Origin of the sequence: Bradyrhizobium sp. HKCCYLRH3061 (assembly GCF_051168015.1) — a bacterium.
In the GTDB taxonomy this organism is placed as follows: Bacteria; Pseudomonadota; Alphaproteobacteria; order Rhizobiales; family Xanthobacteraceae; genus Bradyrhizobium.
Map to the genome: position 1 here is coordinate 155824 of NZ_JBNPUE010000010.1, position 23751 is coordinate 179574.

Annotated in this window: 23 protein-coding genes; 6 read left to right on the top strand and 17 right to left on the bottom strand. The window is 66.1% G+C overall.

What is annotated here, in order from left to right:
• Nucleotides 1-30: 30 nt before the first annotated feature.
• The 3 genes from rnhA to ispH all read right to left on the bottom strand — a co-directional run bounded on the left by rnhA (nt 31) and on the right by ispH (nt 2582).
• Nucleotides 31-495, bottom strand: coding sequence for a ribonuclease HI (rnhA, locus tag ACQR2C_RS18045; protein ID WP_315736125.1), 465 nt, complete (start codon nt 493-495; stop codon nt 31-33).
• Nucleotides 492-1466, bottom strand: coding sequence for a homoserine kinase (locus ACQR2C_RS18050; protein WP_434881760.1), 975 nt, complete (start codon nt 1464-1466; stop codon nt 492-494). Before ACQR2C_RS18050 ends, rnhA begins: the two co-directional genes overlap by 4 nt.
• A gap of 147 nt (nt 1467-1613) precedes the next feature.
• A complete protein-coding gene (gene ispH, locus ACQR2C_RS18055; RefSeq protein WP_315804620.1) occupies nt 1614-2582 on the bottom strand; it encodes a 4-hydroxy-3-methylbut-2-enyl diphosphate reductase in 969 nt (322 codons plus the stop codon).
• 268 nt (nt 2583-2850) lie between these two features.
• Here ispH and ACQR2C_RS18060 point away from each other — a divergent pair, with 268 nt between their 5' ends.
• Nucleotides 2851-3546 carry a DUF1013 domain-containing protein gene (locus ACQR2C_RS18060; protein WP_315804621.1) on the top strand — a complete coding sequence of 232 codons (696 nt, stop codon included), beginning with the start codon at nt 2851-2853 and terminating at the stop codon, nt 3544-3546.
• Nucleotides 3547-3845: 299 nt separating this feature from the next.
• On the opposite strand, the gene ACQR2C_RS18065 is transcribed toward ACQR2C_RS18060, so the two are convergent.
• From ACQR2C_RS18065 to ACQR2C_RS18085, 5 genes are all read right to left on the bottom strand, one after another.
• The gene (locus tag ACQR2C_RS18065) at nt 3846-4577 is read right to left on the bottom strand and encodes an OmpW/AlkL family protein (RefSeq protein ID WP_434881761.1); all 732 of its coding nucleotides are present in this window, start codon (nt 4575-4577) and stop codon (nt 3846-3848) included.
• A gap of 183 nt (nt 4578-4760) precedes the next feature.
• Nucleotides 4761-5033: a hypothetical protein gene (locus tag ACQR2C_RS18070; protein WP_315804623.1), complete on the bottom strand. Its 273-nt coding sequence runs from the start codon at nt 5031-5033 to the stop codon at nt 4761-4763.
• A gap of 350 nt (nt 5034-5383) precedes the next feature.
• On the bottom strand, nt 5384-7288 hold the full coding sequence (locus ACQR2C_RS18075) for a propionyl-CoA synthetase (protein ID WP_316218049.1): 1905 nt from the start codon (nt 7286-7288) through the stop codon (nt 5384-5386).
• A 122-nt stretch (nt 7289-7410) separates the two neighbouring features.
• Nucleotides 7411-8793: a tetratricopeptide repeat protein gene (locus tag ACQR2C_RS18080; RefSeq protein WP_434881762.1), complete on the bottom strand. Its 1383-nt coding sequence runs from the start codon at nt 8791-8793 to the stop codon at nt 7411-7413.
• A gap of 98 nt (nt 8794-8891) precedes the next feature.
• The gene (locus ACQR2C_RS18085) at nt 8892-9641 is read right to left on the bottom strand and encodes a tetratricopeptide repeat protein (RefSeq protein ID WP_315804685.1); all 750 of its coding nucleotides are present in this window, start codon (nt 9639-9641) and stop codon (nt 8892-8894) included.
• Nucleotides 9642-9964: 323 nt separating this feature from the next.
• On the opposite strand from ACQR2C_RS18085, the gene ACQR2C_RS18090 reads away from it, so the two are divergent.
• Nucleotides 9965-10735: a hypothetical protein gene (locus tag ACQR2C_RS18090; RefSeq protein WP_434881763.1), complete on the top strand. Its 771-nt coding sequence runs from the start codon at nt 9965-9967 to the stop codon at nt 10733-10735.
• 112 nt (nt 10736-10847) lie between these two features.
• Here the strand turns inward: ACQR2C_RS18090 and ACQR2C_RS18095 are convergent, their stop codons facing one another.
• From ACQR2C_RS18095 to ACQR2C_RS18115, 5 genes are all read right to left on the bottom strand, one after another.
• Entirely contained in the window at nt 10848-11648 is an 801-nt protein-coding gene (locus ACQR2C_RS18095) for an SDR family NAD(P)-dependent oxidoreductase (RefSeq protein ID WP_315804628.1), read from the bottom strand.
• 23 nt (nt 11649-11671) lie between these two features.
• The gene (locus ACQR2C_RS18100) at nt 11672-12046 is read right to left on the bottom strand and encodes a DUF1850 domain-containing protein (protein WP_315804629.1); all 375 of its coding nucleotides are present in this window, start codon (nt 12044-12046) and stop codon (nt 11672-11674) included.
• Entirely contained in the window at nt 12043-14136 is a 2094-nt protein-coding gene (locus ACQR2C_RS18105; RefSeq protein ID WP_434838204.1) for a TRAP transporter permease, read from the bottom strand. The genes ACQR2C_RS18100 and ACQR2C_RS18105 overlap by 4 nt, the downstream gene beginning before the upstream one ends.
• Before the next feature lie 156 nt (nt 14137-14292).
• Nucleotides 14293-15255 (bottom strand): TAXI family TRAP transporter solute-binding subunit, encoded by a 963-nt coding sequence (locus ACQR2C_RS18110; RefSeq protein ID WP_315804630.1) that lies wholly within the window; start codon nt 15253-15255, stop codon nt 14293-14295.
• Between the two features lie 209 nt (nt 15256-15464).
• A complete protein-coding gene (locus ACQR2C_RS18115; RefSeq protein ID WP_315804631.1) occupies nt 15465-15941 on the bottom strand; it encodes a hypothetical protein in 477 nt (158 codons plus the stop codon).
• Between the two features lie 169 nt (nt 15942-16110).
• Between ACQR2C_RS18115 and ACQR2C_RS18120 the strand changes: the two genes are divergently transcribed.
• Nucleotides 16111-16413: a hypothetical protein gene (locus ACQR2C_RS18120; RefSeq protein ID WP_315804632.1), complete on the top strand. Its 303-nt coding sequence runs from the start codon at nt 16111-16113 to the stop codon at nt 16411-16413.
• Nucleotides 16414-16431: 18 nt separating this feature from the next.
• Here ACQR2C_RS18120 and ACQR2C_RS18125 read toward each other — a convergent pair whose 3' ends face one another.
• A complete protein-coding gene (locus tag ACQR2C_RS18125; protein ID WP_434881764.1) occupies nt 16432-17613 on the bottom strand; it encodes a hypothetical protein in 1182 nt (393 codons plus the stop codon).
• Between the two features lie 25 nt (nt 17614-17638).
• A complete protein-coding gene (locus ACQR2C_RS18130) occupies nt 17639-18268 on the bottom strand; it encodes an NUDIX hydrolase (RefSeq protein WP_434881765.1) in 630 nt (209 codons plus the stop codon).
• An 81-nt stretch (nt 18269-18349) separates the two neighbouring features.
• On the opposite strand from ACQR2C_RS18130, the gene ACQR2C_RS18135 reads away from it, so the two are divergent.
• The 3 genes from ACQR2C_RS18135 (at nt 18350) to ACQR2C_RS18145 (ending at nt 21339) form a co-directional block, all read left to right on the top strand.
• Nucleotides 18350-18772 carry a PaaI family thioesterase gene (locus ACQR2C_RS18135; protein ID WP_434881766.1) on the top strand — a complete coding sequence of 141 codons (423 nt, stop codon included), beginning with the start codon at nt 18350-18352 and terminating at the stop codon, nt 18770-18772.
• Nucleotides 18773-19004: 232 nt separating this feature from the next.
• Entirely contained in the window at nt 19005-20015 is a 1011-nt protein-coding gene (locus ACQR2C_RS18140) for an aldo/keto reductase (protein ID WP_434881767.1), read from the top strand.
• A 1-nt stretch (nt 20016) separates the two neighbouring features.
• Complete coding sequence (locus tag ACQR2C_RS18145) at nt 20017-21339, top strand: tetratricopeptide repeat protein (RefSeq protein WP_316237191.1); 1323 nt, start codon at nt 20017-20019, stop codon at nt 21337-21339.
• Here the strand turns inward: ACQR2C_RS18145 and ACQR2C_RS18150 are convergent.
• Nucleotides 21336-22301: an NAD(P)-dependent oxidoreductase gene (locus ACQR2C_RS18150; RefSeq protein WP_434881768.1), complete on the bottom strand. Its 966-nt coding sequence runs from the start codon at nt 22299-22301 to the stop codon at nt 21336-21338. The genes ACQR2C_RS18145 and ACQR2C_RS18150 overlap by 4 nt on opposite strands.
• Before the next feature lie 28 nt (nt 22302-22329).
• Entirely contained in the window at nt 22330-23631 is a 1302-nt protein-coding gene (locus ACQR2C_RS18155; protein WP_315826546.1) for a M24 family metallopeptidase, read from the bottom strand.
• Between the last annotated feature and the right edge of the window lie 120 nt (nt 23632-23751).

A 23751-nucleotide genomic window follows, 5' to 3' on the forward strand; every position in this document is an offset into this window, starting at 1 on the left:
GATCGATGACGATCGACCGTGGCGATCGGGTCAGCCTCGCACGTTCTTCTGCATCCGCGCCATCGCCACCCCATCGCGCGCGAGCTGGTCGGCGCGCTCGTTCTCGGCGTGCCCCGCATGGCCCTTGACCCAGTGCCAGTTGACCTTGTGCGGCTTCAGCGCGGCGTCGAGCCGCTGCCACAGCTCGGCGTTCTTGACCGGCTTCTTGTCGGCGGTCTTCCAGCCGTTGCGCTTCCAGCCGTGGATCCAGCCGGTGATGCCCTGCCGGACATATTGGCTGTCGGTGTAGAGTTCGACCTGGCACGACTTCTTCAGCGCTTCCAGCGCCGAGATGGCGGCCATCAACTCCATGCGGTTGTTGGTGGTGTGCGGCTCGCCGCCCTTGAGCTCCTTCTCCTTGTCGCCGAAGCGCAGGATCGCACCCCAGCCGCCGGGCCCGGGATTCCCCGAGCAGGCGCCGTCGGTGTAGATGCTGACGACCGGATGCTCGCTCACGCCACTGCTCCACCGATGCCGTAGTCGCGCACGCTGGTCACCGCCTGGTGGAAGCGCAGCTTGCGGACATATTCGAGCGGATCCTTCGGCTTGACCAGCGCGCCCGCGGGCACGTTGAGCCAGTCCACCAGCCGCGTCAGCAGGAAGCGGATGGCGGCGCCGCGCGCCAGCAGCGGCAGCGCCTCCAGCTCGGCCTCGGACAGCGGCCGGACGCGGCCATAGGCGTTGAAGAAGGCGCGCGCCTTGGTGACGTTGAGCGAATGATCGGCCTCGAAGCACCAGGCGTTGAGGCAGATCGCGACGTCATACGCCAGAATGTCGTTGCAGGAGAACGGGAAGTCGATCAGCCCCGAGAGCTTGTCGCCGAGGAAGAACACGTTGTCCGGAAACAGATCGGCATGGATGACGCCCTCCGGCAGATCCGTCGGCCATGCGCGCGAGAGATGATCGAGCTCGGTCGACAGCAGCGCGGAGAGGCCGGGCTGCACCGTGTCGGCGCGGTCGCCCGCCTGGGCGAACAGCGAGCGCCAGCCGGACACCGAGAGCGGATTCTTGCGCACCAGCGGAAAGTCGCGTCCGGCGAGGTGCATCTGCGCCAGCGCCGCACCGACCCCGGCGCAGTGGGTGACGTTCGGCTTGCGCGGCCACATGCCTTCCAGGAAGTTGATGATCGCCGCGGGCCGGCCGGACAGGCTCGAATACACCGCGCCGTCCCGATTGCGCGCGGGCTGCGGACAGCTCACGCCGCGCTCGGCCAGATGCGCCATCAGTCCCAGAAAATACGGCAGGTCGTCCACCGCCACGCGCTTCTCGTACAGCGTGAGGATGTAGGAGCCCTTGGTGGTGTGGAGCAGGAAGTTGGAGTTTTCGACCCCTTCGGCGATGCCCTTGTAGGACAGCAATTCGCCGATGTCGTAGGTCTTGAGGAAGTCCGCAAGCTCGTCGGCGGCGACGTCGGTATAGACCGCCATGCGCTATCCCAGTTGTCGAAGTTCGCCTGCCCCCGCCTCTCCGATGCGAACTTCATCACCGGACAGGCCCGTTGCGCCCTTCATCGCGCATGCGGGCGCCGGGTTCAAGGCCGAGAGGCCGCCGAGGGCGGAAAACAAGCGGCCGGCTTACTCGGCGGCCGCTTCCGGACGCAGCGAGCGCGGCAGCGGGAAGAACTCGTTCTCCTCGGCCGCCGACACCGTCTCGACATGCAGCACGTAGCGCTCGGCAAAGGCACCCATGATCTCCTCGACGATCACCTCCGGCGCCGAGGCACCGGCGGTGATGCCCAGGCTCTTGATGCCCTCGAAGCGCGCCCAGTCGATGTCCGAGGCACGCTGCGCCAGCACCGCAATCGGGCAGCCCTCGCGCTCGGCGACCTCGCGCAGGCGCTGCGAGTTCGACGAGTTCGGCGCACCGACCACGATCAGCGCGTCGACCACCGGGGCCACCTTCTTGACCGCCAGCTGGCGGTTGGTGGTGGCGTAGCAGATGTCCTCCTTGTGCGGGCCCGAGATGTTCGGGAACCGGCCCTTGAGGATCGCGACGATGTCCTTGGTGTCGTCGATCGACAGCGTGGTCTGGGTGACAAAGGCGAGGTTGTCCGGGTCCTTCGGGGTGAAGGTCGCCGCGTCCTCGGCGGTCTCGATCAGCGTCACGGCGCCGGCCGGAAGCTGGCCGACCGTGCCGACCACCTCCGGATGGTGCGAGTGGCCGATCAGCAGGATCTCGCGGCCGCGCTTGAAATGGATCGCGGCCTCACGGTGGACCTTGGTCACCAGCGGGCAGGTCGCGTCCAGGGAGAAGAAGTTCCGCGCCTGGGCCTCGGCGGGAACCGACTTCGGCACGCCATGCGCCGAAAAGACCACCGGTGCGTTGGTACTGTCGGGAATCTCCGCCAGCTCCTCGACGAAGATGGCGCCCTTGGTCTTCAGGCTGTCGACGACGTATTTGTTGTGCACGATCTCGTGGCGGACATAGACCGGGGCGCCATAGATGGCGAGCGCCCGTTCCACGGTGTCGATGGCGCGCACCACGCCGGCGCAGAAGCCGCGCGGCGAGCAAAGCACGATTTTGAGGTCTGGTTTGGCTGCCATGGGGCTGGTCTGAGCTGATCTGTGCGGGCTGGTTTCGGCGACCACGGACCCCCGGGCCGGCAAGCGGGGGCGGTCGATACGCGAAGAGCTTGGGTCTGACACTCGTTTGGGTAGGACTTGGGACTGCTTTCGAGCGCTGTCAAGGCCGTTTTCTCCAGGCCATTGCGCCCCGCCCCCGGGACGGCTTATATAGGGCCAATTCCCGTCATCGCCGATGACCACAGGTTTCGCCTCCCAGGGCCGGGGCGGAGCACAAAGGAGATTTGCCATGAGCAACGCCCCGCTGATGCCGAAGGCAACTGCCGTGTGGCTGGTCGACAATACTGCGTTGACCTTCGACCAGGTCGCCGATTTTACCAAGATGCACCCGCTCGAGGTGCGCGCCATCGCCGACGGGGACGCCGCCCAGGGCATCAAGGGCATGGATCCGATCTCGACCGGGCAGCTCACCCGCGAGGAGATCGAGAAGGCCGAGCGCGACCCGAACTACCGCCTGCGGTTGCAGGAGAGCAAGGTGGTGCTGCCGCCGCAGCCCAAGCGCAAGGGCCCCCGCTACACCCCGGTGTCGCGCCGCCACGAGCGCCCGAGCGCCATCCTCTGGCTGGTGCGGAACCATCCCGAGCTCAAGGACGCCCAGATCATGCGCCTGGTCGGCACCACCAAGACCACGATCGCCAGCGTGCGCGACCGCACCCATTGGAACGCGCAGACGCTGACGCCGATGGATCCGGTGACGCTCGGCCTGTGCTCGCAGATCGAGCTCGACTTCGAGGTCCAGCGCGCCGCCAAGGAAAAGCCGCTCGACGCCAATTACAGCGGCGCCACCCTGCTGCCGGCCTCCGAGACCACCCGCAAGGACGAGTACGAGCCGGCGGGCCGCGACGAGGACGATCTCAACGTCGACGCCGTGTTCGCCAAGCTCAAGACCATCGGCGGCAAGAAGCAGGACGAGGACGAAGAGTAGGACGCGCGGGCGTCCATCTCTATCGGCCATCAACAGCGCCTGCCACAATCATCGGTGTCGTCCCCGCGAACGCGGGGACCCATAACCACAGGCTTGCGGAACGGCCCAAGCCGGTCGTGGCTCAGCGCCTCGTCCTTCATTCCCGCCGCGGCGTATGGGTCCCGGCTCAAGGCCGGGACGACAGCGGTGGGGGAGGCGCGAGCTCCATCCAAACTCAAAACTAGCCAGCAGCAATTCTCCCCCAAAAAAATGGCGCCGGGGATGCCGGCGCCATGCAGTCTTGGGAGGAACGCGACAAATCAGAACTTGTAGGTGACGCCGACGCCGACCAGCCACGGATCGATGTTGGCGCGGCCGGTGACCGGAATTGCGCCGTTGACGGTCGCCGAGTAGTTCGGCTGCAGCCACAGCTTCTTGACGTCGACGTTCAGGCCCCAGTGCCTGTCGAGCATGTAATCGAAGCCGAACTGGACCGCGGCGCCCCACTGGTTGGAGATGTGCAGGTTGGTGACGGCAAGGCCGTTCCAGACCTGGTTCGCGGCGCTCTGGTTGAAGAAGACCGTGTAGTTCACGCCCGCGCCGACATACGGCTTGAACGCGCCGAAATCGGTGAAGTGATATTGCAGGGTCAGCGTCGGCGGCAGCAGCCAGGCCTTGCCCATGTTGAGGCCGTCGAGCGAGCCGGTGCCGCCGATGGAATGCCGGGTGACGCCGAGAATCAGCTCGGCCGCGATGTTCCTGGTGAAGAAGTAGCTGATGTCGAGCTCGGGCACGACCGAGTTGGAGATCGACAGGCCGGAGTTCGGCGACGACAGGGCCGGCACGCCGGTCACGTTCACGGTGGCGCCGCCAGCATCCGGCAGCACACCCAGCGCGCGGACACGGAGCATCCACGGATTCCACGCCTCGACCACCGGCGCCTTGGTATAGACCGGCGCCGCCTGCAGGTCGGCTGCTTGCGCCGAGCCCATGGCTCCGCAGATCGCCGCCAGCACCAGCAGCGATGACGAGAGTTTCAAGATTCTGTTCATCGAGGTCCCCATAACCACCCTTGAGCAACGTTTGCGCGGGCACGGCCGCGCCTTGCGGTCACAGGTGTGGCAGGGACGCCATGGGCTTGGATTTGATCTCAATCAATCGGCATTGTTGCAGCGCCGATGTCACGCAACTGTTGCATCGAAGTCACGGGCCATGAGAGGCGCTTGCACTGGCGCTCAGGGCCGGTCGGGATGGTTCATCATGTATTCGCCGAGATCGCGCTGCCGGCGGTCGGCACGCGCCTCGGCGCGCTGCCGCTGCACGTCGCGATCCTTGCGGCAGGCGACATATTCGGCGGAGCCCGGCGCGACCTTGCCGCCGGCCTGACAGACCGCATCATCATCGTCATTGCCGAGCGCCACCGCAGGACCCTGGTTGCGCGAGGCGCAGGCCGAGAGCGAAAGCACGGCCATCAGCACCAGGGCCAGGCGGGCGGAGGTCTGTCGCATCGAACGTTCCATTCTCGTCAATCGGGCGGTCCGGCCCGTTGCTTGACGACAATGGGCGCCCGGGTCAAGCCCGAGGGCGCGGATGTCGACGCCTCATGATGCTCCAGGGCAGAGCCGTGTTCGAGTGCAACTTGTGCTCCTCACCCTGAGGAGCCCGCCAGAGGCGGGCGTCTCGAAGGCGAGGCCCCCACTGCAGCCTCATGGTTCGAGACGCGCCTGTCGGCGCTCCTCACCATGAGGGGCAAGCGACGGAGCGGCCGCTGCATACGGGACCATGACCACGCTGTTTGCGTGTTCATGGAGAGGCTTGAGAGTGACCCGCGCCGCCCGGTGACCTGAGCAGCGTGACGCTACACCCGGCTCTTCAGTGCCTCGCCGATTTCCTCGAGCACCTTGGGATCCTCGATCGTGGCCGGCATGCTCCATTGCTCGCCGTCGGCGATCTTCTTGATCGTGCCGCGCAGGATCTTGCCGGAGCGCGTCTTCGGCAGCCGGCCGACGGTGATGGCGAGCTTGAACGCGGCGACCGGTCCGAGCTTGTCGCGCACCAGCGCCACGATCTCCTTTTCGATCTGCGACGGGCTGCGCGAGACGCCGGCCTTGAGCACGATGAAGCCGCAGGGCACCTCGCCCTTGATCGCATCCTTGATGCCGAGCACGGCGCATTCCGCGACGTCGGGATGCGACGCCAGTATCTCTTCCATGCCGCCGGTCGACAGCCTGTGGCCGGCGACATTGATGATGTCGTCGGTGCGGCCCATCACGAAGATATAGCCGTCCTCGTCCTTGTAGCCGGCATCGGAGGTCTTGTAGTAGCCGGGGAATTCGCTGAGATAGGATTCCTTGAAGCGCTCCTCCTGCTGCCACAAGGTCGGCAGGCAGCCCGGCGGCATCGGCAGCTTGATCACGATCGAGCCCATCGTGTTGGCGGGCACGGGCTTGGCGGCTTCGTCGACGATGTCGACCTGGTAGCCCGGCATAGGAACCGTCGGCGAGCCGTGCTTGACCGGCAATAGCCCGATGCCCACCGGATTGCCGGCGATGCACCAGCCGGTCTCGGTCTGCCACCAGTGGTCGATCACCGGCACCTTCAATTGCTGCTCGGCCCATTCCACCGTCGGCGGATCGGCGCGCTCGCCGGCCAGGAACAGGGTGCGGAAATGCGATAGATCATATTTGCGCAGGAAAGTGCCTTCCGGATCCTCCTTGCGGATGGCGCGGAATGCCGTGGGCGCGGTGAACAGAGCGACCGCCTTGTGATCGCTGATGACGCGCCAGAACGCGCCGGCATCGGGCGTTCCGACCGGCTTGCCCTCATACATCACCGAGGTCGCGCCATGGATCAGCGGGCCGTAGATGATGTAGCTGTGGCCGACCACCCAGCCGATGTCGGAGGCGCACCACCAGACCTCACCCGGCTTGATGCCGTAGAGATTCTCCATCGACCATTTCAGCGCGACGAGGTGCCCGCCATTGTCCCGCACCACGCCCTTCGGCTTGCCGGTCGTGCCGGACGTGTAGAGGATGTAGAGCGGATCGGTCGCCAGCACCGGCACGCATGGTGCCAGCTTGCCATTGGCGAGCGCGGATTTGCGCAGCGCCGCCCAGTCGTAGTCGCGGCCGGGCTTGAGCTCGCAGACATGCTCGGGACGCTGCAGGACGATGCAGGCCTTGGGCCTGTTGTCGGCGAGCTCGATCGCCTGGTCGAGCAGCGGCTTGTACTGCACGATGCGGCCGGGCTCGATGCCGCAGCTCGCCGACAGCACGAGCTTCGGCGTGGCGTCGTCGATGCGGGTGGCGAGCTCCTTGGCGGCGAAGCCGCCGAACACCACCGAATGCACCGCGCCGATGCGCGCGCAGGCGAGCATCGCCACCATGGCCTCCGGCACCATCGGCATATAGAGGATGACGCGGTCGCCCTTGGCCACGCCGAAATCCTGCATGATCGCGGCGAGCGTCTGCACCTCCTTCAGCATCTCGGCATAAGTGAGCTTCGTGACCGAGCCGGTGAGCGGCGAATCGTGGATCAGCGCCAGCTGATCGCCGCGGCCGGCGGCGACGTGACGGTCGAGCGCATTGTAGCAGGTGTTGACGACGGCCCCGGCAAACCAGCGGCCATAGGCGCCCATCGCGGGATCGAAGATGGTCTTGGCCGGCTCGATCCAGTCGATCGCGCGGGCGGCCTCGGCCCAGAACCCTTCCGGGTCCTGCAGCGACCGTGCATGGACCTCGTGATAGCGGCTCGCAGCGCTCATGACGTTTCCCCAAGATCTGTGTTTATTCCCGAGTATTGTCACGGGACAAAGCGACAGTTCAAGCCGTCATGAATTGATCCAGATCAGGCGCAACCTGGAGTCCGGTCACTTTCCCGGGCGGATCAATGCCCTGCGTCGCGCAGCATGTCCAAACGTCGCTGCAGGGCTAGACGAAGGTCGTAGCCGGGCTTGCCGAACCGGGCATTCCGTTCGGCGATGAAGTCACGCTGTGCGCTGCGCAGTTCGGCCGCAAGGCGACCACGGGACGATTTGAGCCGGCGAGCGTAGCTCTCGGCGATGCCGAGGTCCAGCACCGACAGCTGCGGGTCGGCACAGATGACCTTCTCGACCTCGCGCACGGCGGTGGTGCATTCGAACGACGGCCCGCTGCGCTCCGAAGGCGCATTCAACGGGCGCGGCGGCTCGGCGCCGAACGTCTTGATCTCGGCCAGCATGACGCGCCGGCCGGCGATGGCATTGTCGTTGCCGGGATCCAGCCGCAGCGCCGCCTCGTAATCCGCCAGCGCCTTGGCGCGTTCGCCCATCTTCTTGTACAGCACCGCACGGTTGTTGTAGGCGAGCGCGAAATTCGGATCGATCCGCAGCGCAGCGTCGTAGTCGCCGAGGGCCGCGCCGAGCTCGTTCTTGAACTGATGGGAATCGCCGCGATTGGTGAGGAAATTCGCCCGCTGCTCCATCCGGATCGCCTGGTCATAATCGGCGATCGCCTTGTCGTACTCCTTCATGGCGGCGTAGGTGAGGCCGCGATTGTCGTAATATTCCGACACCTTCGGATCGCGCCGGATCGCCTCGTCGTCATCGGCCAGCGCCTTGTCCATCTGGCCGAGCTTCTTGTAGGCGGCGGCACGGTTGGTGAAAGTGCGGGGACGTTCGGGGTCGAGCCGGATCGCCTCGTCATAGTCGCGCACCGCCTTCTCATTGTCGCCGCGCAGGTAGAAGGCGACGCCGCGGTCGGCATAGGCCTGCGCGAAGTCGCGCTTCAGGCGGATCGCCTGGTCATAGTCGGCCAGAGCGCGATCAAGACGGCGCTGCTCGGTATAGACAACGCCACGCAACTCATAGGCCTCGGCGTCATTCGGATCGAGCGAGATCGCTATGCTCAGATCGGCCGCCGCCTTGCCGGCATCGCCACCGGCCTCGCGCATCAGGTCGCCACGCAGCCGGTAGGCGCGCGCATTCTTGCCGTCGAGCGCGATGGCACGGTCGAGGTCCTTCAGGGCCTGGGTCATGCCGCCCGAGGTGCGGGCACGGGCGTCGGCGCGGGCGACCAGGGCGATGGATTGATCCTTGGGCGAACTCGATGCCTGCTCGATTGCGGTCGAGCAGGCGGCAATGAGTTCGGACGGTGGCGCCTTGCTGCCCAAAGCGCATTCGGGGTCCGCAGCGAATGCAGGCTGGGCCCCGAGGCCAAGGACGAGGCCGGCCGCAAGACGCAGCGCGAGGTAGGATGAGCGGGATGAAATCGAATGGATGAAAGCGTGCATCGGCGTGGGCTCGGAATTTCGACTGTTGCGGGTTGAGACGCTGATCTCCCCCGTTGTCGTCTCCGGCCGGAACCCGGTTCAAGCGGCCACGCCGATGATCAATAGCCGTCGACGCCGTTCAGCCGCCGCAGGCGGTCCTGCATCGCCTTCTTGAGATCGTAGCCGGGTCTGCCAAAGCCGGCGTTGCGCCGCGCGATGAACGCGTCCTGTTCGCGCTGCAGGGCGCGTGCCGCGGCGGGGCCGGCCGCCTCGCGAACGACGCGGGCCTGCGCGCCGTCGATCTCGCGATCGAGATTGGCGAGCTCCGGATCGGCGCAGATCGCCTTTTCCACGGCGCGCCGCGCTGCGGCGCAATTGAAGCTCGGCCGGCCCGCGACGGCCATCTGCGCGCCCATGCGCTCGAGCTCCACTGCGAGCGCGTGATAGTTGCTGCGGGCGCTGGCGTGATCCGGATTGAGCCGCAGCGCCGCGGCGAAATCGGCCAGCGCCTTCGGACGGTCGCCCTTCTTGCGATGCAGTTCGCCGCGTGCATTGAAGATGCTGGCGAGCGTCGGGTTGAGCTGCAAGGTGACGCCGTAATCGGCGATGGCGCGATCGATCTCACCCCTGGTGATGAAGATCGAGGCGCGCGCGATCAGTGCGTTGATGCGATCGGCCCTCGCGGCCTTGGGATTGTCGATCACGGCGCCGCATTCGGTGAGCACCTTGTCGCCATCGCGCGCCTCCGAGGCCGCCATGCAGGCACCGGCATCCACCGCCGGCTCCTTGCCAGGCTCGGCCGCGCCGACCGCATGGGCCTGGGTCGAAGCCAGCCATCCGAGCGTGACCAGCGCGGCAAGGCGCAGCAGCCCATCCCGGCGACCGGCTGCAGCCCATGAGGAGGCGGATGAGGTCAAGGCAGATGGCTCTCTCAGGTGGTGGGCGGTCCGGCACGGCGCGCGGGGCGTAACCGCCTCTGCGGCGACTTCAACTATACAGCGGCAGCAGCGGTGCGACAGTCCTTTCCTGCAGAAGGCAACCCTTGCGAATGGGGCTCGCGAGCCGATCGCGGCCCCCGGCTGAATTGCGCGTGATCGTGCCGCGCATTCCGCTCAAGATGTTGTGGATGCGCGCCCCGGCGACGTCCTCGGTCGTCATTTGAACCTGTTGTGGTTCCCGCAGACACAACCGCATGACTATTCTGACCGACAATTCGCGCGCACGCGGCGTCGTTGCGTCCCCTGCGCGCTATTTCTATTTCAACATGGCTCTGGCCTGCATGGCCATTGCGATCATCGGCTTCGCGCCGACCTACTGGCTGCCACTGGCCCGCGGCTCATTCTCCGGCGCGCCCGTGATTCATTTCCATGGCTTCCTGTTCTTCACCTGGACCTTGTATTTCGCGCTGCAGAGCTGGCTTGCCGCATCCGGACGCACGGCGTGGCACCGCTCGCTCGGCATCTTCGGCGTATCGCTCGCCACGGCGATGACGATCTTTGGCTTCCTCGTTGCTATCGAGGCGATGAAGCGTTCCGCGGCGATGGGGCAGGCCAACGAGGGCATCGCCTTCGCCATCGTGCCGCTCAGCGGCATCGCCTTCTTTGCCGTGGTCTTTACGCTCGCGGTTATCCATCTGCGCCGGCCGGAAACCCACAAGCGGCTGATGCTGCTCGCCGGCATCTCGCTGCTGGACGCCGCCGTGGCGCGCTGGTTCCTGACATTCCTGGCGCCCCCCGGTCCGCTCGGCCCGCCGCCGGTGTTCGTGACGATCCCGCCGGCCTTCGTCGCCTACCTGCTGCTCGTCGTCGCGATCATCCACGACCGCCGCACGTTCGGACGCGTCCACCCGGTCTACATCTATGGCGGACTCGCGCTGATCGCCGTGAAGCTGCTGAACTGGCCGATCAGCGTGACGTCGGCGTGGCACGCGATCGGCGGCAGCATGCTGGCAATGGCGCAATAATCGCGCAGTGTATCGCACCTCGTCATTGCGAGGAGCCGCAGGCGACGAAGCAATCCAGAGTCCTTGCTCGGCCCTGGATTGCTTCGCTTCGCTCGCAATGACGCAGAGAGAGTTAGCTCCTGCAGGTCAGCCCGCCATCGACCACAAGCATGGTGCCGGTGACATAGCGCGACTCGTCGGAGGCGAGGAACAAGGCGGCATTGGCGACGTCGAAGGCGTCGCCCATATGTCCCATCGGCACCTGCGCATCCCGCTTCTTCCACATCTCCTCGACATCGCCCTTGGCGTAGCTCGCGGCCAGCCCCGCGGAGTGCTCGACCATCGGCGTCTTCATCAGCCCGGGCAGGATCGCATTGACGCGGACGTGCTTCGGCGCGAACTCGACCGCGGTCGTGCGTGTCATCTGGTTCATCGCCGCCTTGCTGGCGCCATAGCTGACATAGGAAATGCCGACCTGGCGGATCGAGGCCACTGAGGAGATGTTGATGATGGAGCCGCCGCCCTGCCCGATCATCACTGGAATGACGTGCTTCATGGCGAGATAGGCGCTCTTCAGGTTGACCGCGAACACGCGGTCCCATTCCGCTTCATCGACATCGACCACGCTGCCCATCTCGGCAATGCCGACATTGTTGTCGAGCACGTCGATGCGGCCATAGGCGGCAACGCAAGCCTTCACCATCGCCTCGACCTCGACGGCCTTCGAGACATCGGCGGTGAACGCCTCGGCCTGCCCGCCTTCGCCTGAAATGATCGAGGCCGTCTCCGCGGCGGCGTCCTTGTTGCGGTCGACGCAGAACACCTTGGCGCCCTGCCGCGCAAAGGTCACGGCCGTGGCCTTGCCGTTGCCCCAGCCCGGCCCGATCGAGCCCGCACCGACCACCAGCGCCACCTTGCCCCTGAGACGATCCATCGCGTTCTCCCGTCGTTTGTTCGTTATTCGGTACAGGCGCTCATCGTGATCGTCGCGGCGCCGATGTCATGGCCGAAGATGTCCGACAGCGTCCGGCATTGCCCGTCCGCGCAGATGCGCCACTCGCCGGCCGCGCCGGAATTGGCGAGCACGATCCGCGACAGCGGACCCCGCTGGGCCTGCCATTGGAACCAGCCATCGACCAGCCGTGCCTCCGGCGGCGGCTCCATGCCGGCGCCGGAGCCCTTGACGCGGGCCTGCACCAGTTCGAGACCGTCAGGCGTGACGCGCCAGTCCTCCTGCCACGCGGTCTTCTCGACCGAGTGGGTCCAGGCCAAGGTGAAGCCGGCGAGGGCCAGCGCCTTCACCACACCCGATGACGCGAGGCAGAGGCTCAAGCGGAGGCCGCCACGGCAGCCGGCGGCCGCTGCCGCCACTGCCACGCCACGATCACCACCGCCAGTGCAAATCCCAGCATGTCGCTGTAGGGAAATTCGCCAAGCAGGCAGACCGACGCGACAAACGCCAGCAGGCGCTCGACCAGGGTCATGCGCACGTACAGGAAGCCGATCGCCACCATGCCGAACAAGCCGATCGAGATCAGCGCCTTGACGGAGGCATAGGCGACCGCGCCGATGAAGCCGAGTTGCGCCTCCATCGGGTCGCCTGGCTGCAGCATCAGCGCGGGCGAGTAGACAAACAGAAACGGAATGACATAGCCGGCGAGCGCGATCCGCATCGCCTCCCACCCGATCTTGTCGGGATTCTCCTTGGCGATCGGGGCGGCGGCCAGCGCGGCCAGCGCGACCGGTGGTGAAAGATCGGCCATGATGCCGTAGTAGAACGCGAACATGTGGCTCGCGATCAGCGGCACGCCCAGCTTGGCGAGCGCGGGGGCTGCGAGCGCTGCGGTGATGATGTAGGTCGGGATGGTCGGGATGCCGGTGCCGAGCAGGATCGACAGCAGCATGGTCATGATCAGCGCCGCGAACAGGCTGGTCTTGCCGAGGCCGATCACCCAGCTGCCGAAGATCGAGCCGACGCCGGTCTGGGTCATCATGCCGATGATGACGCCGACGATGGCGCAGGCCATGCCGACGGTCAGCGCCGACTTCGCACTTTCCGCCAGAGAATCGCGGCAGGCGTGCAAGGTGCCCATGCCGCCGCGCACGAAGCCGGTGATGACGATGAGCGCGACGACGACGGAGGCGACGGGTATGATCTGCAGGCCGTTGCGCGACAGCGCGCCGACGACGAGCGCGAGCCCGATCCAGAATACGTAGCGCAGCACCTGGTTGGAGAAGCCCATGGTGATCGAGGTGCCCAGGATCAGCGCCACCGTCAGCGCGAGTCCCATCGAGCCCGCATACAGCGGCGTGAAGCCCTCGAACAGCATGTAGACCAGCGCGGCGAGCGGCAGCACGAGATACCAGCGCGCCACCAGCGCCTTCCAGGCGCTCGGGATCTCCGACGTCTTCATGCCGGTCAGGCCGTGCTTGCCGGCCTCCAGGTGCACCATCCAGAACGCCGAGGCGAAATACAGGATCGCCGGGATCACGGCGGCCTTGACGATCACCGAGTAGTCGACGCCCAGCGTCTCGGCCATGATGAAGGCGACCGCGCCCATCACGGGCGGCATGATCTGGCCGCCCATCGACGCGGTGGCCTCGACGCCGGCCGCAAAGGCGCGGCGGTAGCCGAACCGGATCATCAGCGGAATCGTGAACTGGCCGACGGTGACGACATTGGCGACGCCCGAGCCCGAGATCGTGCCCATCATGCCGGAGGCGAACACCGCGACCTTGGCCGGACCGCCGCGGGTGCGACCGAACAGGCCGAGCGAGACGTCGGTGAACAGCTGGATCATGCCGGCATGCTCGAGGAACGAGCCGAACAGGATGAACAGGAAGATGTAGGTCGCCGAGACGTAGATCGGCACGCCGTAGAAGCCCTCGGTGCCAAACGACAGATGCGTCACGATCTGATCGAAATCATAGCCGCGATGGTTGAGCGGCGCCGGCAGATACTGGCCGAAGAACCAGTACAACAGGCAGGCGCCGCACATCAGCGGCAGCGCGAGTCCCATCAGCCGGCGCGTGCCCTCGAAGATCAGGACCGCCAGCAGGGTTCCGACCACGAGATCGACGCGGGTCGGATCGCCGTCACGCGCGATCAGGTCGGCGTAGAAGATCCACTGATAGAGGCCGCAGAGGAAGCCGATGGCGCCGATGGTCCAGCCGGCGATGCGCCCCGCATCGGTCCTGGCGGTGAAGTTGCCGATCAGGCCGAAGGTGAGCAGCAGCAGGAAGCCGACATGGACGCCGCGCACGACCTGGCTCGGCAGATAGTTGAAGGCGGCGACATAAAGCTGGAACAGCGCGAACGCGAGACCGATGCCGTATGCCAGATAGCCCCAGCGGCCGGGACCGAAGCCCTCCGGAAAGCCGTGCTCGAAATTGTCGAACTCGACCTTGACCGGCGTTTCCATGTTCACGGCTTCGATCGTCATGATCCCCCCAACGCGCCCATCAGGCGCTGCTGACCATGGCCGCAATCACCTGAACGACAAGACTGCGCGGAAGGTTTCCCGCGCAGCCGGTTGCGAATGACCCGGCCTGCAAGGCACGCCGGGCGAGCAGCGTCCTTATTTCAGGATGCCCTTTTCCTTGTAGTAGCGGATCGCGCCCGGGTGCAGCGGCACCGGGCTGTCCTGCGCCGCCGTCTCCAGCTTGATCTCCTTGCCGGCGGCGTGCGCATTGGCGAGCTCCGGCAGCGACTCGAAGATCAGCTTGGTCATCTGATAGGCGAGATCGTCTGATACCGCCGAGCTGGTGACGAGATAGTTGATCACGGCCGCGGTCGGCACGTCCTTGTCCTGGCCGGTATAGGTGTTGGCCGGGATGGTCGCCGCGACGAACGGGGGCCCGATCTTGTCGACGACCTCCTTCGGCACCGACACCACGGTGATCGGCGACGAGGTCGACAGATCCTTCAACGATGCGACGCCGAGGCCAGCCGACTGCAAGGTGGCGCCGAGCTGCCGGTTCTTCATCAGGTCGACGGATTCAGCGAAGGGCAGATACTCCACCTTGCCGAGATCCTTGTAGCTCATGCCGGCAGCGGCGAGGATCGCGCGCGAGTTGAGCTCGGTGCCGGACTTCGGCGCGCCGACCGACAGGCTCTTGCCCTTGAGGTCCGCCAGCGTCTTGATGCCGGATTCGGCCGTCGCGACGATCTGGATGTAGTTCGGATAGATCGCGCCGATGGTGCGCAGCTTGTCCAGCTTGGTCTTGAAACCGGCCTCCTCCTCGCCGTTCCAGGCGGCCTTAAGGGAGTCGCCGAGCGCGAAGGCGAGCTCGCCGCGTCCCTGCTGCAGCAGGATCAGGTTCTCGACCGAGGCCTTGGTCGCCTGCACCTGGGTTTTCACATTGGGGATCTTGTCGCCGTAGATCTTCCCGATGGCGACGCCGAGTGGATAGTAGACGCCCGACGTGCCGCCGGTGAGCACGTTGATGAAGCTCTGTGCCTGCGCCGCCGGCGCCGCGAGCATGCAGGCGGCCGCCAGAATGAAACCGGTTGCAGTGCCAGAGATTTTCGAGAAACGCATGGATCCTCCCATTGATTTTGCCGCAAATTGGACGGCTGCGGGCGCGGGGTCAACCCATCCGAAAGACTGGCGCACCAGCCTCTCCCGCTCTCACGGCACGAGGCCGGGACCGATGCGCCCCCGCGTTCAATCTTACATTGACAGTAGCACCAGCTTGAACCGCAGGTGCAGCCCAGAGCGGCGGGCTGCCTCCCTCGCAAGGCCGCCGCTCATTGGAACGTCATGTCGACGCACTTGGAGATGTCCGAGCCGAGCCCGGACGAGATCGTCATGCAGCCGCGCACTTTCTGCTGGGTCGTATCCGCCACCCAGATCGAATAGCCGCCATTGCCGAAGAAGGAGTTGGTGTTCGCCGGCTCGGTCTCGGTGGCATCGAACTCGTATTTGGAATCGGTGTCGAACACGCGCGGCTTCCTGGTGCAGCCGCCGTCGGTCTGGACGTTGATGACCTCCTTGTTGTCCCGGGTCAGCGACAGTGAGACCTGGCAGCGGAAATATTCCGAGGTCTTCACGTTGAAGAGGTAGGCGTAGGACTTGCAAACGGCCGTATTGAGCTTGCCGGCGGAGAGACCGCGGCTGCAGGCGATGCGCTGGTTGTTGGACAGCTTGAAGTCGTCGGCCCGGGCGGATGCCAACGTCACCAGCGACAACGCCGCAACCCAACCGATCTTCGTGACGAGGCTCATCCGAATCATCCCCAAAGTGTTTTCTTGGCCTATGTTTCTAAACCACGCTGCAGGATAATCGCGAGATCGGCGAATGGAAAATCCGCCAACGATCACCGCGCTGCGACGGGGCCACGATGATGCCAACGCGTTCGCGATTTGTTCGAGACGACATCGATTGGAGGAGGACATGAAGAGCCCGTTTCTGAAAGCCCTGATCGCCCTGGGGGCGCTCGGCGCACTGACCAGCGTGAGCTGCGCCGCACCGCCGGAGCCGTGGGAGCTGAAGCCCGACATGGGTTACGCCTATGGCAAGGACGGCAAGACGCTCGCCTACAAGATGGGCACCAAGAACGCCGACATGCTGCTCAAGGGTGCCAAGAAGGTGCCGAAGGGCACGCTGTTCTTCGTCGGCCAGAACGGTCAGCTCTACATGCGGACCGCCCCCTATCTCGACGGCGACGGCAGCTTCTCGTTCGGCGCGGATGAGTAGAGGCGAGCGCGCGCAGCCTCAGAACGCGGCCGCCAGCTCCTTGGCGCCGGGCAGGCTGCTGAGCGAGTCCATCCTGGAATCCGTCACCGCAAGCAGCTTCGCCACGGTGTTGTGGCGAACGGCGACCGGATTGCGCTCATAGCCGCCGCGCTGGAAGAAGTTGGCGGTCGGAACCTGATCGCGCATCTCGAGCGGCATCGTCACCATGTCGAAGCCCGTGCCGTCGCCGGTGAGATTCATCATTTCGAGCTCGGCGGCCGAAAGCGGCCTCGTGTAGCCCTTGGCGCGTGCGAACAGCACCGACGTCAGGAGCTTGTGCGTCTGCAGCATCGGCCCGACGTCGATGTCGAGCACCATCGCGTGCATGGCCCAGCCCTGCGGCGTGTTGCCGATCTTCTCATGCGCCGACCAGTCGTCCGGTACGGAGCGCGCGATTGCGACCATCTTCTTCAGGACCGCGAGCTTGTGCTCCATCGCGCCGCGTGCCGGCCCGGACGTCCGCGCCACGCGTTCGCCGAGCAGGCGGATGAACAGCGGGCCCTGCTCGGCCAGCAGCTCGACGCTGTTGGTGGTCAAGAGCTGATTGTAGCCGATCGCCGTCGAGATCGCGCGGTTGCCCTTGAAGCCCGATTGCGAATCGTGCTTGCCGTTGCCGCCGGTCTCGAAGGCATAGACGCGCACCGCCTGCTCGCGAGTCAGTCCCGACGCCGCGGCGAAGCGCGCATAGGCGCGCTTGAAATCGATGTCGCTGGCGGGGCGCTGCGGCGACCATTGGAAATGCTCCTGTGCCGCCTTCACGAGGTCGGCGACCACCGGGATGTATTTGCGCTCGCGCGGCTCGCCCTCAGGTTCCGGCTCGGGATTCACCGGCCGCTTCGGCCCGGTGTAGACCGGCGGCTGCTCCAGCACATAGTCGTCGAGCCCGATCGGCTGACGATCGCGGCGCTTGGCATTGCGCGCACGGCGCTTGTCGGCGATCGCCTTCCAATAGGCGCCGGCCTCCTGGTCGAACTCCGCACGCGCCTGCTGATATTCGGCGAGCTTGCGCCGATACTCCGCAATCGCGGCGGGCGATGCCATCTGCGCCAAAGCTTCGCGGGGGGCGACCGATGAGCCGGGTTCCGCGGCCAGCAGAGGCGGCGCGCCGGACACGGCGCAGGCAACAATCAGGACAAGCGTGCGAATCGGCTGATGAAGCATGCCGCCCTTGTAGCCGAAACGGCGGCTACTTCCAGGCAAACACCGGCTGTTCCAGCTCATGCACCCGGGTGTGGCGTCCGGACAGGACCTCGCGGAACTGATAGATCAGCGCCGCGGTGGGTGCATGAATGAGCCCCTCGCGGGCGTGAAACCGGATGACACGCCGCGTGCTCTCGGGGATCGCGGTGAAATCGAACGCGTCATCCGCCGTGATCGCGTCGAGGCCGATCCGGTGCACCGAGGCGACCTCGTCCGGATTCGGCCGCAGCGTGCGGCCATTGGCCGCCCATACGACGACGGGGGTGATCAGATAGCCCGACCGTGTCGGGTAGTCGTCGAGCTGGCCAAGCACCGCATCCGGGGCCAGGATCAGCCCGAGCTCTTCCGCGAGCTCGCGCAGGGCGGCCTCGACCGTCGTTTCGCCGGCGTCGCAGCGTCCGCCCGGCAGCGCCCATTGCCCGCCATGGCTGCGCAGCCCTGCAGCACGCAGCGTCAGCAGCAGCGCCGTGTTGCCGGTCTCGTGGTGGGGCGCCAGCGCGATCACCACCGCCGCGCGCTTCAGCGAGGCCGCGGCCGCAGTCGCCTCCAGCCGCACGAAACCGGCACAGCAGCCTGCGATTTTCCGCCTCGTGGCATCGTCGAACGGCATGGGCATGCAGCTTGACTACACCAGTCCAGCGACGGATGAAACGATCTGCGGGCCGGATTTCAGGCGCGACAGGAAAGGTCTTCAGCGATGACGAAATCAGCCGCGGCCAGGATGACGTCCGACGGCTGGGAGATCGTCGACACCTCCGGCTTCCTGCACCTGATCGGCCCGCTGTGGCAGCGCGTCGTCGACGGCGCCCATGAATACGCCATCGTCACCGAGGACAAGCATCACAACCGCCGCGGCCTGGTCCAGGGCGGCGTGATCATGACGCTCGCCGACCGCAGTTGCGGCATGACCGCCCGCCACGCCGCCGGCAAGGAGCACATGGCGACGATCCAGTTCGACACCCATTTCGTCGAGTCCGGCAAGATCGGCGAAACCCTGGTGTCGCGGCCGCATGTGGTGCGGATCACCCGCAGCCTGGTGTTCATCACCACGGAGGTCATGGCCGGCCATCGCGTGATCGCGATGGCGTCGGGCGTGTTCAAGATCCTGAAAAGCGAGTGAGAGCCCTACTCTCTCCGCCGTCATTGCGAGGAGCGCAGCGACGACGCGTCCGCCGAAGCCGATCGGGCGAAGGCGGAAGCAATCCAGAGTCCCGCCCCGGCTCTGGATTGCTTCGCGGAGCCTGTCATCGGGCCGCGCATCCGCGCGGACCCGGTGGCTCGCAATGACGCGCAGAGAGAGCTATCGTATCCACTCCGTCCGCGGGCGGTGATGGTTTGGAAATGAGGCAAGAATGCAATATCGCCAGCTCGGCCGTTCCGGCCTGAAAGTGTCGCCGATCTGCCTGGGCACGATGATGTTCGGCGGTCCCACCGACGAGCCGGCATCCGCCCGCATCATCGCCAAGGCGCGCGACGCCGGCGTCAACTTCATCGACACCGCCGATGCCTACAACAAGGGCGTCTCGGAAGAGGTGGTCGGCCGCACCATCGCGCGCGAGCGCGACCGCTGGATCGTCGCCACCAAGCTCGCCAACCCGATGGGCGACGATCCGAACCGCGCCGGCCTGTCGCGGCGCTGGGTAATGCAGGCCGCGGACGAAAGCCTGCGGCGGCTCGGCACCGGGCATATCGACATCTACTATTTGCACAAGGAGGACCACGCGACGCCGCTGGAGGAGACCGTGCGCGCCGTTGGCGACCTCATGCGCGCCGGCAAGATCCGGTATTTCGGCGTCTCCAACTACCGCGCCTGGCGGCTCGCCGAGATCTGCAATCTCTGCGACGGCATGGGCATTGACCGTCCTGTCGTCAGCCAGCCCTACTACAACGCGATGAACCGGATGCCCGAGGTCGAGCACTTGCCGGCCTGCGGCTATTACGGCCTCGGCGTCGTGCCTTACAGCCCGCTGGCGCGCGGCGTGCTCACCGGCAAGTACAGCCCCGATGCGCCGCCGGACAAGGAGACCCGCGCCGGCCGCAACGACACCAGGATGATGCTGACCGAGTGGCGGCCCGAATCGCTGAAGCTGGCGCAGGAGATCAAGCGCCACGCCGAGACGAGGGGCTTCACGCCGGGGCAGTTCGCCGTGTCCTGGGTGCTCAACTCCGCCTTCATCAGCTCGGTGATCGCGGGTCCGCGCACCGAGGCGCAATGGGACGACTACATCCGCGCGCTCGACTATCCCTTCGCCGCCGACGACGAGGCGCTGATCGACCGGCTGGTCGTGACCGGTCACGCTTCGACGCCCGGCTACAACGATCCGGCCTATCCGATCGAGGGCCGCAGGCCGCGGGTGGGCTGAGATGGAGGAGGATCGCTACGGCCTGCCCCTGTCGACCGCCTCCACTGATGCGGCCGCGGCCTATCGCGAGGGCGTCGACCTGCTGCTCGCCTTCTGGCCCAGCGCGGCAGATGCGTTCGAGCGGGCGATCATGCTCGATCCGGATTTCGCGCTGGCGCACGCCGCCCGCGCGCGCATTCATGCCATCTATATGCAGCGCGAGGCGGCGCTGCAGACCATCAAGCGCGCCCGCGACCTCGTCGCCAGGCGCGGCACGCCGCGCGAGCAGAGCCATGTCGCGACCCTGGTGCTCGCCATCGAGGGCCGCGGCACCGACGCGCTCGACGCGACCTTGGCCCATCTGGAAAGCTGGCCGCGTGACGCCATGATCATGGCGCTGCCGCTCGGCGCCTTCGGCCTGCTGGCCTTTTCCGGTCGCAGAGATCACGACGCCGCCCGACGCGAGCTGTGCGACCGGTTTGCCGCCGCCTATGGCGAGGACTGGTGGTTCCTGTCGAACCACGGCTGGGCGCTCACCGAGGCCGGTGATATCGCGCAGGGACGCGCCGTCACCGAGCGCAGCTTCGCGTTGCGCCGGCACAACGCTTATGCCGTGCATGCGCTGCTTCATGCGATGTTCGAGGCTGGTGCGCTGGACGAGGCCGATGCGCTCGTCGAGGGGTGGATCGGCGACTACGATCGCACCGGGATGCTGCACGGTCATATCTGCTGGCACCAGGCGCTCGGCGCCCTGGACCGCGGCGATGCCGCCGGGGCGCTCAAAGTCTACACCGACGTGCTGGTACCGACGATGGACACCGCGCCGCCGCTCAACACGCTGTCGGACTGCGCCTCGCTGCTGTGGCGACTGCTGGCGGAGAACTACACCGTGCCGGGTGGCGCTTGGGCCGAGGTGGCGGCCTATGCCAGCCCCCGTTTCACCGGCTCGACGCTCGCCTTCATCGAGATGCACCTGGTGATGATCGCTGCGGCCACCGATGATACCGCGGCGCTCAAGGGCCGTCTCGCCGCGATCGAGCGGCGGCAGACCGAAGGCACGCTGCCGGCGGGCCGCATCGTGCCGCACATGCTGCGGGCGCTGCGCGCCTTCGCCGAAGAGAATTGGCGCGCCTGCGCGCGTGAGCTCACCCCTGTCATCGGCGACCTCGCCCGCATCGGCGGCAGCCACGCCCAGCGCGAGGTGATCGAGGACACCTACATCCTGTCCCTGATCCGCAGCGGCGCGCTGACCCAGGCCCGCGAGGTGCTCGACACCCGCCTGCACCGCCGGCCGTCGGCGCGCGACACGCGCTGGCGGGCCCTCACGACCCCTGCGCCTGCTTAGCCCTCGGTTTCCAGCCCGGTCGGCATCGGCACGTTTTCCGGCTGCAGCTTGAGACCGGCGGCGAGCGCCACCGTCTCCAGCAGCGCCGCAAAATCCTTCTCCAGATAAGCGGCCGGGTCCGATTGCAGCGAGGCGGCGCCGACATGGGCCTGCAGCGCCTCGCGCGTCGCCGCCGTCACCGGCATGGCGACGTCGAGCTGGCGCGCCGCCGACAGGCCGAGATCGAGATCCTTGCGCAAGAGCGGCGGCGTGAAGGTCGTGGTCCAATCGAGATTGACCAGCGCGTTGCTCTTGTACTTCGTGAAGGTCGAGCCCATCACGCTGGCATTCATGAAGTTGAGAAAGGCATGGCGCGGCACGCCGGCCTTCTGCGCCAGGATGGTGATCTCGGCGAGGTTCTGGATCACGACGCCGAGGAACACGTTGTGCGCGATCTTGCAGATGCGCGCGAGCTCGCCCTCGCCGACATAGGACACGCCGGAGACGGCGATCTTGGCGAGATACGGCTCGATCGTATCGAACGCGGCCTTGGGGCCGGAGACGACCGACGACAGCTTGCCGGCCTTGACGCATTTGCCATTGCCGGACACCGGCGCGCGAACGAACTCGCAACCGAGCTGATTCAGCTTGGCGGCGATCGCCTCCGACTGCTCGATACCGATCGAGGAGCAGTCCACCAGGATCTGGGGACGCGATCCAGAACTTGCGGCCACCAGGCCGTGGTCGCCGAAATACACCTGCTCGAGATCCTTGCCGGTCGACACCATCGTGAACACGATGTCGCACGCGGCGAGATCGCGGGGATGATCGACGATGACGCCGCCTTTCGCCGCCAGCGGCTCGGCCTTGGCGCGGGTGCGATTGTAGATCGACACCTTGTGGCCGGCCTTGAGCAGGCGCTCAGCCATCGGATAGCCCATGCGCCCCATGCCGATCCAGCCGAGCGAATGCGTCGCTGCCATTTGCGTCACTCCCTTTGACGTGTTTCGCTCAATAGCGGTTGGCGATCGGCAATTCCTCGGCGGGAAACAGCGTGATCACCTGACAGCCCTTGTCGGTGACCACCACCTCCTCCTCGATCCGCGCGGCCGAGAAGCCGTCGGTCGCCGGGCAGTAGGTCTCGAGCGCGAACACCATGCCGGTCTTGATCTCCATCGGATTGTCCAGCGAGACCAGCCGGGAGATGATCGGACGCTCATGCAGCGCAAGTCCAAGTCCATGGCCGAACTGCAAGCCGAAGGCCGCCATCTCCGAGGGAAAGCCGAACTCCTCGGCCTTAGGCCAGACCTTGGCGACGGTGTCCGTCGAGACGCCCGGCTTGATCAGCGCGATCGCATGATCGAGCCATTCGCGGCACTGCTTGTAGGCGTCGTGCTGCGCCGGCGTGGCGCGGCCGACGTTGAAAGTGCGGTAGTAGCAGGTTCGATAGCCCTGATAGGACTGCAGGATGTCGAAGAACGCCTGGTCGCCCGGACGCAGGATGCGGTCGGTGAAATTGTGCGGATGCGGATTGCAGCGCTCACCGGAGATGGCATTGATCGCCTCGACGTCGTCGGAGCCCATCTCGTAGAGCATCTTGTTGGCGAGCGCGACGATGTCGTTCTCACGCACGCCCGGCTTCAGGTGCTCGTAGATCGAATGATAGACACCGTCGACCATGGCCGCGGCCTGATTTAACAGCATGATCTCGTCGATGTTCTTGATCTCGCGCGCGTCCAGCATGACCTGCTGGCCGTCGACCACCTTCATGCCGGCCTTCTGCAGCTCGAAGAACATCGCGGTCTCGGCGAGGTCGACGCCGACCGGCATGTCGGCAACGCCGGCCGACCGCAACAGGCTCATCACCTCCTCGGCATGCGCCTTCATCAGTCCGACCGCCGGCGGAACGGTGCCGCGCATGCCGAGCATGCCGGCGCGGCAGTTCTCCGGCGCCAGCCAGTCGCAGAACAGACGATGGTGGACGGCTGCCGAACCGAAATCCCACACGATCGGCTCGCCGTCGCCGGCCAGCAGCGCGAAACGGCACAGCTTGTCGCGCTCCCATTCGCCGATCTTGGTGCCGGACACGTAGCGAATGTTGTTGACGTCGAACAGCAGCAGCGCACCATAGCCCGACGCCTTCAGCGCCGCGCGCGCCCGCGCCAGCCGGTAGCGCCGCAACCTGTCGAAATCGACGCGGCGCTCGAAATCCACCGAGACATGGCCATGCGACGGAATCGCCCGCCCCCAGCGCCAATGCGGATCGAGATGCTCCGGGCTGACCAGATGCGGCTTCAGCGCGCTGGCTGTCATGTGGGCGTTTCCCATTGTGCTATTGCAATCGATTGCAGAGCCGGATTTATTGCACGCACGCAAAATGTGTCAAGGTACCGCGCGATCAAAACATCGCTGCGCTGCGGCATCGGGGAGCGG